Below are 14,074 nucleotides of genomic sequence, written 5' to 3' on the forward strand. Positions count from 1 at the left end.
ATTCTGTCACGCCGCCTCCGTCACGGCACCGCACGCCGATCAGCCGCGCCTGAGCCGGGCCCCTCCGTTCCGCCCTTGCGATCCGGCCCTGCGATCCGTCAACGACCGGCCCCCACCGGTGGTTTCACCGAGTCCTGCTCCGGCGGCTCTGCGGGGCCGCCGTCCGCCCTCGGCTTCCCCGGCAGCCATACGGCCACCACCAGCGCCCCCAGCAGGGCGACCGCCGCCGACCCGAGCACGGTGACATGCATCGCGTCGATGAACGCGTCCTTGGCCGGGCCGACCAACTCCCGTCCCGCGGGCCCCAGTCGGGCCGCCACGGCGAGCGTCCCCTCGATCGACTCGCCCGCCGCGTGCCGTACGCCCTCGGGCAGCGGCAGCGCCGCGAGCCGGTCCTCGACGCCCTCCCGATAGCGAGCGGACAGCAGCGAACCGAGAACGGCCACGCCCATCGCACCGCCGACCTGCCGGAAGGTGTTGTTGACGGCCGAACCGGAGCCCGCCTTCTCCCTCGGCAGCGACTGCATGATCGACACGGTCGCGGGCGGCATGATGTGCGCCATCGCCGTGCCCATGACGAAGAAGACGACCTCCAGCGCCCAGATCGGGGTCGTACGGCCGAAGAGCAGGAACGCTGCCATCCCCACGGCCACCAGCACCATTCCGACCGCACAGACCGCCTTGGCGCCGAACCTGTCCACCACCAGCCGGGCACGGGGCGCGAAGATCAACTGGGCCAGGGCCAGCGGCACCATCAGCAGCCCGGCCTCCAGCGCGGAGAAGCCGCGCACGCTCTGCATGTAGAACACGGCGAAGAACGTCACGCCCATCAACGCGAAGAAGACAAGTGCGATCGCGGCGACGGCCGCGGAGAAGGCCGGGTTCTTGAAGTACGTGACATCGAGGGCGGGATGGTCGCTGCGCCGCTCGTGGATCACGAAGCCCGCCAGCACCGCCAGTCCGCCGCCCGAGGTGAGCAGCACCACGGGGTCGGTGAAGTCCGCGAGCTGTCCCCCCTTGATGATCCCGTAGACCAGCAGCACCAGACCGGCGACGGACAGCAGCACACCGACCGGGTCCAGCCGCCCGGGGTCCGGGTCGCGGGAATCCGGTACGAGCAGCACCATCGCGGCCAGCGCCGCGAGCACTATCGGGACGTTGACCAGGAAGACCGAGCCCCACCAGAAGTGCTCCAGCAGCGCGCCGCCCGTGATCGGCCCGATGGCTATGCCGAGGCCGACGCCGCCCGCCCAGATGCCTATGGCCTTGGGCTGCTCGTCCCGTTCGAAGACGTTCATCAGGATCGCCAGCGTGGCCGGCATCACGAAGGCCCCGCCGAAGCCCATCACGGCCCGGAACGCGATGAGTTGGCCCGGCGAGGCGGCGAGGGCGGCGAAGACGGAGCCCAGCCCGAAGACGACGAGGCCGAAGAGGAGCACGCGCCGGCGCCCGAGCCGGTCGCCGAGCAGGCCCGCCGTGAACAGCAGCCCGGCGAAGACGAGCGTGTAGGAGTTGATCGACCATTCCAACTCGCTCTGGGCGGCGCCGAGTCCGGTCGGCGCGGGCTGGGCGATGGTCTTCATCGCCACGTTGAGGATCGAGTTGTCCAGCACGACGATCAGCAGGCTGAGCATCAGCACGGCGAGGATCACCCATCGCCGCCGGTGGACCGCCTCGGGCACGGTAGAACTCATGACCGGCAGCCTACCCCATTTCCGATACGGTGCGGTCTCGTATCGGAAATGGGATGGGCGCGGTACAGGACCGGAAGCGGGAGCGGGACGGGAGAGCGGGGGCCTCTGGCTCCCTTCCTTAGGCGGTCGGCCCGTGCCAGCATGGACGTGTATCCGGGGACGCCGTCAGGGCGCCTCGAGACGACGAACACAGGAGCGTTCAGCCATGTCCGATGCTGCGCAGAAACAGGACGGGCCCTCCAAGAAGCAGCCCGGGGCCCTCTACGGCGGTGTACGCAACCGCCGCGTCACCGTCCGCGATCTCGGTTCCGCGAAGGAGCGCGGTGAGCGCTGGCCGATGCTCACCGCCTACGACGCCATGACGGCCTCCGTCTTCGACGAGGCAGGCATCCCCGTCATGCTCGTCGGCGACTCCATGGGCAACTGCCACCTCGGCTACGACAACACCGTGCCGGTCACCCTGGACGAGATGACCATGCTCACGGCCGCGGTCGTAAGGGGCACCAAGCGGGCCCTGATCGTCGCGGACCTCCCCTTCGGCACGTACCAGGAAGGCCCCGTACAGGCGCTGCGCAGCGCCACCCGGCTGGTGAAGGAGGCCGGGGCGGGAGCGGTGAAGCTGGAGGGCGGCGAGCGCTCTTCGCACCAGATCGAGCTGATGGTGCAGTCGGGCATCCCGGTCATGGCCCATGTCGGCCTCACACCGCAGTCGGTCCACGCGATGGGGTACCGGGTGCAGGGCCGCGGCGAGGAGGCGGCACAGCAGTTGCTGCGCGACGCCAAGTCCGTACAGGACGCGGGTGCGTTCGCGGTGGTGCTGGAGGCGGTGCCGGCGGAGCTGGCAGCCGAGGTCACGCGGTCGCTGCACATCCCGACCGTAGGCATCGGCGCCGGTCCGGACACCGACGCCCAGGTGCTGGTGTGGACGGACATGGCGGGGATGACGGCGGGCCGTGTGCCGAGCTTCGTCAAGCAGTACGCGCGGCTGCGGGAGACGCTCGGCGATGCCGCGAGGAACTTCGCGGAGGACGTGATCGCGGGCGAATTCCCGGAGCAGCGGCACAGTTTCGCGTAGCCGCCCGCCGCTTCCGGCGCGCACCGGGAGTCCGCGGCCGGAGCCCACCGGCAGCCCGTCCCGTACGGCACCGCGCATGTGCAGGTAACGGCGCGAGTGCACGCATGGGGACGGGCTGCCGTCCGTCCGCCCGCCCCAACTCCGCGTGACAGAGCGCCGAAACGGGCCGAGACCGGGAGGAACCGGGGCGTATCAAGGGCGGCCCCTCCGGCGTGATCCACGGCCGGTACGGTCTGAGGCCATGACCAGCAGCGCCGCCACCCACCCCGATCACCACCGCATCAGCCCGGTCTTCCTCGCGCTCACCGCGACCATGGCCGTCTCCGGTTGGGCGGTGTGGTCCGGTCTGGCGGAGGTGACGGGGGTCGCGGTCTTCTTCTTCGTCGTCTCCGGGTGGATCGTCTCGCTCTGTCTCCACGAGTACGCACACGCCCTCACGGCGCTGCGCGGCGGCGACACCTCGGTCGCCGCGAAGGGCTACCTCACGCTCGATCCGCTGAAGTACACGCACGCCATGCTGAGCATCGTGCTGCCCGTCGTCTTCGTCGTGCTCGGCGGCATCGGGCTGCCGGGCGGCGCGGTCTACATCGAACGCGGCCGTATCAGGGGCCGTTGGAAGCACAGCCTCATCTCGGCGGCCGGGCCCGCGACCAACGCGCTCTTCGCCGCCGTGCTCACGGCGCCGTTCTGGCTGGGTGCGATGGACGACGTGCCGTTCGCGTTCCGGTACGCACTGGCGTTCCTGGCGATGCTCCAGGTGACGGCGGCCGTGCTCAATCTGCTGCCCGTTCCGGGCCTCGACGGCTACGGCGTGCTGGAGCCGTGGCTCTCACCCGCGGCACGGCGGCAGGCGGAGCCGTTCGCGCCGTTCGGGCTGCTGGTGGTCTTCGGCTGCCTGTGGATCCCGGCGGTGAACGGCGTCTTCTGGGAGGGCATCGGTCATCTGATGCACGTACTGGACGTCACGGATCTGGACGTGAGTTACGGCTACGACTACTTCCGCTTCTGGCAGGGCGAGCCCGAACTGGCCGTCACTCCGCAGCAGTAGAGCCCGCGGCCGCTGATCCCTCGGTGGCCGGGCCCCGCTTGGCCGCGGACGCCGAGCGGCGGGCCCTGCGCCCGTAGTACCAGGCCATGTTGGAGGCGAGCCCCGCCAGCAGCACCCACACGATGCCGAACCATCTGCCGTTGACGAAGGAGACCACCGCCGCGATCACTGCGAGCGCGCACAGGACGGTGGCGTAGCGGGCGATCCCACGGAACGAGCGGAGGGAGGCGGCGGGGGCGGTCATGGGCGCGGCTCCAGTCGGGACGGTCGACGAGTTCGTTCGATGCTGCGTGCTGCCACCAGTGTCCACCGGTGCCGCTACGGGCGCGGACCGCGGGTGCGGGTGCGTGTGCGTGTGCGGCCGCCGCCGACAAGCCGCCCGGCGCTCGGGTTCCGGCCTGCCGGGCCTGCCGGGGCTCCCGAGCGGGCACGTCCGGGAGCGGCCCGTGCGTCACATCTCACATCGCGCTGAGCCCGTCACATGTCGGTGAGCCGGATGCCCGCGTGCACCTTGTAACGCCGGTTGACGGAGACCAGGTTCGCGACCAGCGACTCGACCTGGTGCGCGTTGCGCAGCCGTCCGGCGAAGACCCCGCGCATTCCCGGAATGCGTCCGGCGAGCGCCTGCACGACCGCGCAGTCGTCCCGGTCCTCGCCGAGCACCATCACATCGGTGTCGATCTTCTCCACGGAGGCGTCGGCCAGCAGCACCGCCGAGAGGTGGTGGAAGGCCGCGGTGACCCGGGAGTCAGGCAGCAGCGCCTCGGCCTGCTGCGCCGCGCTGCCCTCCTCGGGGCGGATCGCGTACGCGCCCTTCTTGTCGAAGCCGAGCGGATTGACGCAGTCCACCACGAGCTTGCCGCGCAACTCCTCGCGGAGGGATTCGAGCGTCCTGGCGTGACCGTCCCACGGCACCGCGACGATCACGACGTCCGAACGCCGCGCGCACTCCGCGTTGTCCGCGCCCTCCACGCCCAGGCCCAGCTCGTCGGCGGCCTGCTGTGCGCGCTCGGCGGCACGCGAACCGATGACGACCCGCTGGCCCGCCCTGGCCAGCCGATAGGCCAGGCCACGGCCCTGGTCGCCGGTGCCGCCGAGCACGCCCACGGTGAGGTCCGAGACGTCGGGCAGGTCCCAGGGGTCCTTCCTGGACTTGGCGGAGGCGGAGCCGGACGACCCCGAGGAGCCCGGCGAGCCCGAAGCGGACGAGGACGAGGACGACGGAGAGGGCGACGCGGATGCGGAGGAAGTCATACGCAGGATCCTGCCACCCGGCCCCCGTACGGCGCCTCAGTCACAGCCGTGAAGGTGATCACGTCCCGGCAGGCCCGTACACCTCTCGGCACCCCCAAGGACCGCTTCCCCCGGCCCTGTTCGCCCCTGCCTGTTTCGCTCGGCCCTGCTCGCCCTGCCTGTTTCGCTCGGCCCTGCTCGCCCTGCCTGTTTCGCTCGCCCTGCTCGCCCTGCCCTGTTTCGCTCGGCCCTGCTCGCCCCTATTCGCCCAGCGTCTCGCAGAGGTTCTCGTAGGGCCCGATCAGCGAAAGCAGCCGCCGCTTCGTCGTCCCGTCCTCGGTGGTGATCTGCACGGACATATGGCCATGGCTGATCAGCCACTTGTTGTGCACCGGCCGGTCGGACGTGTGCAGGCCCACCCCCCAGTCGCCCCCGCCGAGGATGTGCGAGTCGGGGTCGCCGCCCGGGTAGGTGAGCGTCCCGGTGCCGGAGAGGTCGCGGGTCACGGTTCGGCCGGTGTCGAGATTCGTCACGCGCATGACCAGCGGCCCGCTCTCGACGCCGAACACCGGGTTCCGCTCGTCGTCGTACCAGGTACGAAGCGTCAGATCGGCCACGGGGAACTCGGCGTGCGCCGCGAACGGGCAGACCTCACCGGCCGGGTAGTCGACGGGCTTCTGCTGCGGATGTGTGACGACCGGGCCATGGAGGCCCCCTCCGGTGCCGCTCGTCTCGCTCGGCGCGTACGTTCCGGTCCTTCCGCTCGCACCGGCGCTGCTCGCGGGCATCAGCAGCGCCGGTGCACATACGGCCAGCGCCACCGTGAGAAATCTCCGCAACGATCGCCGTCCCCGCCCGGTCCTGTGCGTCATGCCCCGCCCCCTTCGCTTCCGCGTCGCCCTCGTCGGGCCTTCGCTTGCCGATACGGCTGATACGAAGGTGCTTCGCGGTCCTCGCTGCGTGAAGACGATTCGGGCACGCCCGAACGGTTCGCCCGCGCGGTTCTCAACTGCCCGCCTACTACGGAGAGTTGACGGTACGAACGCGGCCGGGGGACGCGGGCGCGAGCACGGGCCCGCACCGGCACCGGCACCGGCACCGGCACGGAGGCATACGTACGAGGACGGGCACGGCCGGCACCACCGGCACCCCGGAGGAAAAGGCGGAACGACGATGCGCATCCACTTCACGCTCACCGATCTGACTCGCATCCGCTTCGCCGGTCCCTCCAGCCGGCTCGCGACGAGCGCCTTCAGCACCGCCCGGCTCGCGCACCATCCCGGTCCGCCCCAACTCGACCTGTGGCGGCGGGCGGTGAGGCCACGGCTGGCCTGCGGACCCACACCCTTCACCGACCTGCTGCCCTCCGCGCCCGAGCATCCCGTACCGGGGTTCCTGCGCCCGCAGCGCGGTCTGCGCACGCTGGAGGAGGAACTGGAGCGGCTGTGCGCCACTCCTCGCGAGGTCTTCCGCGCCGAACTCGACCATCTGGCCACCAGGCGCGCACTGCCTCGCTGGACGCGGCGGCTGGCCGACGGCGACCGGCGTGCGGTGGCGGGGCTCGCCGCGTCCGTACGCGACTACCACCGGGCCGCCGTGGCGCCCTACTGGCCGGGCCTGTCGACGGTGCTGGCGGCCGATCTGGCCATGCGGGCACGGCAGTTGAGGGACGGCGGCGTCGAGGAGGTGCTGAACACCCTCCATCCGAGGATGCACTGGCGGGCGCCGGTGCTGGAGATCGAGGGCTCTGACCTCGAATACCGCCTTGACGGGCGTGGGCTGCTGCTCGCTCCCGCCGCCTTCAGCTCGTACGTGCCGTGCGACCCGCACGACCGGCAGCCCACGCTCTACTACGAGGTGACCCGCAGCCCCGTCTCCCCGGCGAGCAGGGCCGGTTCGGCGAACAGGCTCGCGGCGCTACTGGGGCACAGCCGCGCCGCCGTGCTCCAGGTGATCGCCGAGGGCGTCTCCACGAGCGAACTCGCGCGCCGTACCGGTCTTTCACCCGCCTCCGCGAGCGAACACGCGACGGTGCTGCGCGGAGTCGGCCTGGTGCACACGGAACGCTCCGGCCGCCACAGCCGCCACGCCCTCACCCCGCTGGGCGCCGAACTGCTGCTGGGGCCGCCCGGGTCGCACACCGGATGCGACACCACGAGCCCCATGACGGAGGCGCCGGCTTCGTCCGAGCCCCGCGGGGTCACTTCTCCCGTGCAGCCGACCCCGTCAGCTCCGCGACCGGGATCCGCCTGAACGCCACTGTGGCGTATGGACTTTCGTCGCCCGTCTCGTACAGCAGGCCCAGCGTGCCCTCGTCGACCCGTACGAGGTCGGAGTACGCGGCGGGGCGTTCGTCGACGGTGTGCACGGCCCGCCAGGTCACGCCGTCGTCGAAGCTCGCGCGCAGCGTCATCCTCCGCCGCTCCTCAGGGTCGCCCGGCGCGGAGAAGAGCAGCACGTCGGGGTCGCGGAGCTGTAGCACGCTCGCCTCGACCACCGGGGCGACGAGCTGCGGCTGAGGCTCGAAGGGTGCGAGCAGCGTCTCGCCGCCGTCCTCGGAGCGGGCGTCGGCACGGTGCTCGGGTGCGATCGCCTCGGTGCGGGTGTTGAAGTACAGGCGGCCGTCGGGCAGTTGGGCCGCGGTGGTCTCGTTGACGTTGACCCAGCCGTCGGGGTTGTCGTCGGTGTATCCGATGCGCCAGGTCTCGCCGCCGTCGTCGCTGAGCAGGTCGTGGCCGCCGTTGTAGCGGCCGTCGGTGCCGTCGTCGCCGCCCTCGGGAGGCAGCGAGTGGTTCGCGGGTACGACGAGGCGCCCATCGTAGGGATGCGTCGTCAGGCGCAGCGCGTGTCCCGGGGTCGTCGCGTACCAGCGCCAGTGCGGCAGCTTCGCCGACGGCGTGATCTCCCGTGCGGAGGACCAGTTCGCGCCGGAGTCCGTGCTCTGCTGAATCCATACCCGCCTGCCGTCCTCCGGCGGCACCTCGCCCCGGCGGATGCGCTCCTCGGTGGCGTCCGCGGCGTTGGTGACGAAGACGAGGACGATGCGGGCGCCGTCGGCGCCGCCGTCCGGCGAAGGGACCACCACGGGCGAGGGGTTGCCCGCCGTCCCGGTCCCGTAGGAGGCGACGACGTCCAGGTCGCCCCAGGTGCGGCCGCCGTCGTCCGACCGCCGGGAGACGATCTCGATATGCCCGGTGTCCTGCGAGGAGTCCACCCGCCCCTCGGCGAAGGCGAGCAGCGAACCGTCCGGCGCCCTGACACAGGCCGGGATGCGGAAGCTCGCATAGCCATCGCTTCCCGCACTGAACGGCACGGAGGTCTCGTACGGCATGTGCGGCTCCCAACTTCCCGTCGCGGAAAAGAAGTCGACCGATTTCCGAAAGTAAGCAGACGACAACAGAGCGTCAAGAAAACGGGAGATGAACATCCGCAACGGCCCTTCGCGGGCGAGCCCGGCCCTCCGGCATCACATTCGTACGGGTGAGCACTGCCGAAACTCCCGTCCCGCACAGGGGTGTTGAGGCATCATGCCGGGCAATGGACGCAGTACGAGTCGCACATCTGCGGGAAGCGCTTGCGGGCACGGAGTGGGTACGCTCCGCGCGCCGGTTCGCCGGTTCGCTGCGTACGTCCGTCGCACCCAACAGGGGCGGTCTGCTGCTGGTCGGCACCGAGTCGTACGAACCGTGGCATCTGGCGGCGCACCTCGACGACGAGGCCGCCTGGTCCGGCCAGCCGGAGCTGTCACCGACGCTCGTGAGGCACCGCGTACCGCCTGCCGCTCCCGCGCATCTCTCCGCCGGGCTCGGCAGGATCGAGGCGGCCGGGCGCAAGGAGACCGTGCTGGTGGTCACGCCCGAGGACCCGGACCCGGAACTGCTGGAACGCGTACACGACGCACGCCGCGCGGGCGCCACGGTGCTGGCCTTGGACGAGGCCGGCGGCAGCCTTCGGCCCAGCGAACTGCACGGCATCGCGCACGACGCACTGAGCGCCGACTCCGCCGAGGTCGACCTGGAGACGGTCCAGCATCTGGTGAGCGCCGCGGCCGGTGAGACCTTCCCCGGGCGGAGCGGCCCCAGCGGGGCACCGGGACTCCCGGCCGCGGAACGCTCCCGGCGCCCGGCGCTGCGCGACCGCCTCTCCCGCATCGTCGACCAGTTGTCCGCGCCGCCGCCCACCCGCTGGTGACGCGGGGGGCGGTCGGCGATTCCAGGTCCCCGGACAGGGACCCAGGGGCCCGGACAGGGACGCCGCGACGTCGCGAGGCCGCGAGGCCGCCCAACGGCCGTGCGCCGACCGGCACTTGAGACGCAACGCACCGGTCGGCCAATACGCCGGTCAGCGCACGTAAGGCCCGGAGACGGAACGGCCCTCTGGCGCGGCGGCCCCGGAGCATGCACGCTCTGACCAGGACCCACGGCCCAGGGCCCACATCACGCGGCAGCAGACAGTCAGCAGTCGGCAGCGAGCAAAAGGCGGCGGACAGCGCGCGAGCCGGACAGGACCAGCGGAACCAGAGGACCAGGCAGCGAACCAGAGGTACAGGGAGAACGTGAGAACAGGAGGAACAGCCGAGAGATGCCCCCTCCCCCACGTCCCCGCGCCGCCCTCGCCATGGGCCCCGCCGCCGCTCACGGAATCCTCGACGACGACGTGCTCACAGCGCTCGCCGAGCACACCCGCCTCTCCCCGCTTCCCGCGCTGGACGACCTCGGCACCGAGCGGGCACGCCGCATCCTGGCGGACACCGAGCTGCTGATCACCGGCTGGGACTGCCCGCCGCTCGACGAGGCCGTGCTCGCCGCGGCGCCCCGCCTGCGCGCGGTCGCGCACACCGCGGGCAGCGTGCGCGGGCACATCACCGAGGCGTGCTGGGAACGCGGCGTCGAGGTCTCCTCGGCCGCCGCCGCCAACGCCCTTCCCGTGGCCGAGTACACCGTCGCGATGATCCTGCTCAGCGGCAAACACGTGCTGGAGACGGCACGCGAATACGCCGCCGCCCGCGACCGCGAGCGACTGACCCCGCGCCCCGGCACGGGCAACTACCGCCGCCGCGTGGGCATTTGCAGCGCCTCCCTTATCGGCCGCCGCGTGATCGAGCTGCTGCGTCCCTACGACCTCGAAGTGCGGCTGTACGACCCGTACATCACCGCGGAGGAGACCGCAGCGCTCGGCGTGCGCCGGGCCGGTCTGCGTCAACTCTTCGCCGACAGCGACGTGGTGAGCGTCCACACTCCGCTGCTGCCCGCGACCCGCGGCCTCGTCGACCGCGGACTCCTCGCCGCCATGAGGCAGGACGCCACCCTGATCAACACCTCGCGAGGCGCGGTCATCGACCAGGACGCACTGACCGAGGCCGTCTCGACGGGACGCATCCGCGCCGTGCTGGACGTCACCGAGCCCGAATCGCTGCCGCCCCGGCACCCGCTGTGGGACTGCGAGAACGCACTCATCACCCCGCACATCGCCGGTTCCCTCGGCAACGAGCTGCGCAGGCTCGCCGATCTGACCGTCTCCGAAGTCGCCCGCTGGGCGAGGGGCGAGGGCTTCGCCCACCCCGTACGACGCGAAAGGCTGGCGTTCCTCGCGTGACCGCGACCGGACCCGACACCCGCGCGGCGAAGTGGCGGCCCCCGGGGCCGACTTCGCTCCGACTCCCCCCGTACGACGCCGAGTCGAGCCCGTACACCGGCTGGACCCGTGCCCACTGGGAGGCCGTCGCCGACGGTCTGCTGAACGCCGCGTGGCGCTACGCCTCCCCGCACGGCGCACTGATCGACCTGCCAGGCCGCCCCTCCCGCAGCGGCGTGCGCTCCGACGGGCTGGAGGGCTACGCACGCACCTTCCTCGCCGCGGCGTTCCGCGTAGCGGGCGCGGGCGGCGACGATCCGCACGGCCTGATGGAGCGTTACGCGGCGGGACTGGCGGCGGGCACCCGTACGACCGGCGGCGCCCCTGCGGCACCCGCCCCTTCCCCCGACACCCGTGCGGCGGACGAGACCTGGCCGCCCATCCTCGACCACACCGTCTACGGACAGCCCATGGTGGAGTCCGCGTCGATCGCGCTCTCGCTGCGACTTACCCGCCCCTGGCTGTGGGACCGGCTGGACGATGCCGTCCAGGACCGCACCGAGGAATGGCTGCGCGGCGCGCTTCGCCATGTCCCCGCGCCCAACAACTGGTATCTGTTCCCGCTGACCGTCGCCGGCTTCCTGGAGTCGGCCGGACGCGGCGACCGCGAGACCGCGCGGGCGATCGAGCGCGGACTGGTCCTGCTGGAGGGCTGGTACCGGGGCGAGGGCTGGTACTCCGACGGCGACGGCCGCGCCTTCGACCACTACAACGGCTGGGCCCTGCACCTGTATCCGCTGCTGCACGCCCATCTCGCCCAGGACGACGGCCTGTCGGAACATCTCGGCACCCGGCTGCACACCCATCTCGAAAGCTTCGGCCTGCTCTTCGACGTCAACGGCGCACCGCTCCACTTCGGCCGCTCACTGACCTACCGCTTCGCCGCGAACGCCGCCGTGGCGCTCGGCGCCCTCACGGGCCACACGCCGTTCGCGCCGGGCGTCTCCAGGCGCCTGCTGAGCGGCTGTCTGCGCTACTTCCTCGACCGAGGCGCGCTCAGCCGGGACGGACTGCTCACGCTCGGCTGGCACGGCCCGCACGAGGCGACGCTTCAGGACTACTCCGGCCCGGCCTCCCCGTACTGGGCGTCCAAGGGCCTGCTCCCGCTGCTCGTGCCGCCCGGAGATCCACTGTGGACGGCACGGGAGGAGGCGGCCCCGTCCGAGGGCCCGGCACGAGCAGTGGCTCTGCCCTCCGCGGGCCTGCTGATCCAGACGGGCGGCGACGGCACGGTCCGCCTGCACAACCACGGCAGCGACCATGTGCCGCCCCACGAGGGCGAGCCGGCCCGCTCCACCGACCCGCTGTACGCACGCCTCGCCTACTCCACACGTACGGGCCCCACGGCGAGCGGCAACGTGCCCGACAACCACTTCGCCGTCGAGGTCCCAGGTCCGCACGGCCGCCACGGGGCCGAAGTCCCGGAGAACTCCGGTGTGTTCAGCGCCCGCGTACGCATCCACCCGATGGACGCGGCGTCCGGCCCCGGCGGCGCCTGGGGCTGGGCGGCGTCCTGGCACACACCGGTCTTCCCCTCGGGCGGCCCGATGGTGCCGGGCCTGCGAGTGCAGAGCCTGACGTTCGTACGGGGCGGACTCGAACTCCGCGTGCACCGCGTACTGGGCGCGCCCGCGGGTGCGCGCGTACGCCTGACGGGCTGGGCGACGGGCGAGCCGGAGCCGGAAGCGGGACCGTGGTCGGAGCCGGTCCCGGGGCGTCAACACCGTGCTCTCCACGACCGGTTGGAGCCCTGCGCCCTGAACGGCTTGCACGGCTTGCACGGCTGGGACGACGCCTCCCCGACGCTGCTACGCGCCCCGCAGGGCACCGCCTTCACCCGCTGGGCCCAGCTCCCCGCCCTCCAGGGCCCGGCGGAGGGCACCGCGCTCTTCGTAGCCGTGGCGGCCCTCGCCCCCGGCGGTACGCCCCAGGCGCCCCCGGCTCCCCTTCCCGAGTCCGCCCGCCTGCTCTCCGCCGACACCGCCTCGGCCCAGGTGCTGTGGACGGCGGACGACACCGTCACCCATGTCGCGTTCACCGCGAACTCGGCCGAGGTCACCACGTAGCACCGCGTACGCCCGTGCCGACTGCGGCTTGGCCCCGCCCGCCCTCCGCGGAAGGCCGACCGCCCGGCCCCGAACGCCCGGGCGTCAGCCGCCCACGACGCCCTACGCGTCCTCGTCCTGGCCTCCGTCACGCCGCGGAGCGTCCCCCCACCGGGGATCGTTGTCCCACGCCTCGTTCCGCTTGTGCACGGTCTCGATCGCGCGGGCGGCCTCGGCCTGGGTGGCGTACGGCCCGAGGCGGTTCTTGGCCGGGCACTCCGGGCCCTCCTCGACCTTGCCGTGCTTGACGCAGTAGTACCACTCGCCCGGTTTGCCGGACCCGGTGCGTTTGAAGAGAGCCATACGGTCATGCTCCCCCCTGAGCCCCGCTCGTACCACAGTTAGACTCGCGCACATGTCTGGCCAGTCATTGCTCACTCCCGGTGAACTCTCCCCGCACCGGGCGGTCCCCGCTTCGATCCCGCGTCCCGAATACGTCGGCAAGGACGCTCCCGCTCCGTACGCAGGGCCCGAGGTGCAGGACGGCGAGACCATCGAGAAGATGCGCGTGGCGGGCTCCATCGCGGCCCGTGCCATGGAGGAGGCGGCCAAGCACATCGCCCCGGGCGTCACCACGGACAAGCTCGACGAGGTCGCCCACGCGTTCATGTGCGACCACGGCGCCTACCCGTCGACCCTCGGCTACCGCCGCTTCCCCAAGTCCCTTTGCACATCCGTCAACGAGGTCATCTGCCACGGCATCCCGGACTCCACGGTCCTGCGCGACGGCGACATCGTGAACCTCGACGTGACCGCCTACATCGACGGCGTACACGGCGACAACAACGCCACCTATCTGTGCGGCGACGTCGACGAGGAGTCCGCGCTGCTGGTCGAACGCACCCGCGAAGCGCTCAACCGCGCCGTCAAGGCCGTACGGCCGGGCCGCCAGATCAACATCATCGGCCGCGTCATCGAGTCGTACGCCAAGCGCTTCGGCTACGGGGTGGTGCGTGACTTCACCGGCCACGGCATCAACACCTCGTTCCACTCGGGCCTGATCATCCCGCACTACGACGACGCCAGGGCGACCACCGTGATGCGGCCCGGCATGACCTTCACCATCGAGCCGATGCTGACGCTCGGAACATACGAGTGGGACATGTGGGACGACGGCTGGACGGTCGTCACCAAGGACCGGCGGCGCAGCGCGCAGTTCGAGCACACGCTCGCGGTCACGGACTCCGGCGCGGACATCCTCACGCTGCCCTGAGCGACAAGACCCGGCCACCGTCCGTCTGCCGCACGGCGGCCAGGCCACGGTGGCCGGTCGCGTTGGCAGCCC

At 71.7% G+C, this 14,074-nt stretch carries 13 protein-coding genes; 7 read left to right on the forward strand and 6 right to left on the reverse strand.

Translation table 11 applies throughout. The features are described from left to right. Positions 1-98: 98 nt before the first annotated feature. The gene (locus tag MMA15_RS06080; RefSeq protein WP_241058003.1) at positions 99-1,694 is read right to left on the reverse strand and encodes an MFS transporter; all 1,596 of its coding nucleotides are present in this window, start codon (positions 1,692-1,694) and stop codon (positions 99-101) included. Positions 1,695-1,899: 205 nt separating this feature from the next. Here MMA15_RS06080 and panB point away from each other — a divergent pair, with 205 nt between their 5' ends. Both panB and MMA15_RS06090 read left to right on the forward strand, forming a co-directional pair. Then, on the forward strand, positions 1,900-2,769 hold the full coding sequence (gene panB / locus MMA15_RS06085) for a 3-methyl-2-oxobutanoate hydroxymethyltransferase (RefSeq protein WP_241058005.1): 870 nt from the start codon (positions 1,900-1,902) through the stop codon (positions 2,767-2,769). A gap of 241 nt (positions 2,770-3,010) precedes the next feature. Beyond that, positions 3,011-3,817 (forward strand): site-2 protease family protein, encoded by an 807-nt coding sequence (locus MMA15_RS06090; protein WP_241058007.1) that lies wholly within the window; start codon positions 3,011-3,013, stop codon positions 3,815-3,817. On the opposite strand, the gene MMA15_RS06095 is transcribed toward MMA15_RS06090, so the two are convergent. From MMA15_RS06095 to MMA15_RS06105, 3 genes are all read right to left on the reverse strand, one after another. Next, positions 3,801-4,061 carry a hypothetical protein gene (locus MMA15_RS06095; RefSeq protein ID WP_241058011.1) on the reverse strand — a complete coding sequence of 87 codons (261 nt, stop codon included), beginning with the start codon at positions 4,059-4,061 and terminating at the stop codon, positions 3,801-3,803. The genes MMA15_RS06090 and MMA15_RS06095 overlap by 17 nt on opposite strands. A gap of 233 nt (positions 4,062-4,294) precedes the next feature. Then, on the reverse strand, positions 4,295-5,071 hold the full coding sequence (gene npdG, locus MMA15_RS06100; protein ID WP_241058012.1) for an NADPH-dependent F420 reductase: 777 nt from the start codon (positions 5,069-5,071) through the stop codon (positions 4,295-4,297). A gap of 239 nt (positions 5,072-5,310) precedes the next feature. Next, the gene (locus MMA15_RS06105) at positions 5,311-5,889 is read right to left on the reverse strand and encodes a hypothetical protein (RefSeq protein WP_241058013.1); all 579 of its coding nucleotides are present in this window, start codon (positions 5,887-5,889) and stop codon (positions 5,311-5,313) included. Between the two features lie 334 nt (positions 5,890-6,223). Between MMA15_RS06105 and MMA15_RS06110 the strand changes: the two genes are divergently transcribed. Beyond that, the gene (locus MMA15_RS06110; protein WP_241058015.1) at positions 6,224-7,303 is read left to right on the forward strand and encodes an ArsR/SmtB family transcription factor; all 1,080 of its coding nucleotides are present in this window, start codon (positions 6,224-6,226) and stop codon (positions 7,301-7,303) included. On the opposite strand, the gene MMA15_RS06115 is transcribed toward MMA15_RS06110, so the two are convergent. Further along, positions 7,251-8,381, reverse strand: coding sequence for a sialidase family protein (locus tag MMA15_RS06115; protein WP_241058017.1), 1,131 nt, complete (start codon positions 8,379-8,381; stop codon positions 7,251-7,253). The genes MMA15_RS06110 and MMA15_RS06115 overlap by 53 nt on opposite strands. Positions 8,382-8,587: 206 nt before the next feature. On the opposite strand from MMA15_RS06115, the gene MMA15_RS06120 reads away from it, so the two are divergent. The 3 genes from MMA15_RS06120 (at position 8,588) to MMA15_RS06130 (ending at position 12,750) form a co-directional block, all read left to right on the forward strand. Then, a complete protein-coding gene (locus MMA15_RS06120; protein ID WP_241058019.1) occupies positions 8,588-9,241 on the forward strand; it encodes a hypothetical protein in 654 nt (217 codons plus the stop codon). Positions 9,242-9,631: 390 nt separating this feature from the next. Beyond that, positions 9,632-10,645 (forward strand): hydroxyacid dehydrogenase, encoded by a 1,014-nt coding sequence (locus MMA15_RS06125; protein WP_241058020.1) that lies wholly within the window; start codon positions 9,632-9,634, stop codon positions 10,643-10,645. Beyond that, positions 10,642-12,750 (forward strand): DUF2264 domain-containing protein, encoded by a 2,109-nt coding sequence (locus MMA15_RS06130; RefSeq protein WP_241058021.1) that lies wholly within the window; start codon positions 10,642-10,644, stop codon positions 12,748-12,750. The genes MMA15_RS06125 and MMA15_RS06130 overlap by 4 nt, the downstream gene beginning before the upstream one ends. 102 nt (positions 12,751-12,852) lie before the next feature. Here the strand turns inward: MMA15_RS06130 and MMA15_RS06135 are convergent, their stop codons facing one another. Beyond that, positions 12,853-13,092, reverse strand: coding sequence for a hypothetical protein (locus MMA15_RS06135; RefSeq protein ID WP_241058022.1), 240 nt, complete (start codon positions 13,090-13,092; stop codon positions 12,853-12,855). A 52-nt stretch (positions 13,093-13,144) separates the two neighbouring features. Here MMA15_RS06135 and map point away from each other — a divergent pair, with 52 nt between their 5' ends. Then, positions 13,145-14,002, forward strand: coding sequence for a type I methionyl aminopeptidase (map, locus tag MMA15_RS06140; RefSeq protein WP_241058024.1), 858 nt, complete (start codon positions 13,145-13,147; stop codon positions 14,000-14,002). The last annotated feature ends 72 nt before the right edge of the window (positions 14,003-14,074 follow it).

It is taken from the genome of Streptomyces marispadix, assembly GCF_022524345.1.
GTDB lineage: Bacteria > Actinomycetota > Actinomycetes > Streptomycetales > Streptomycetaceae > Streptomyces > Streptomyces marispadix.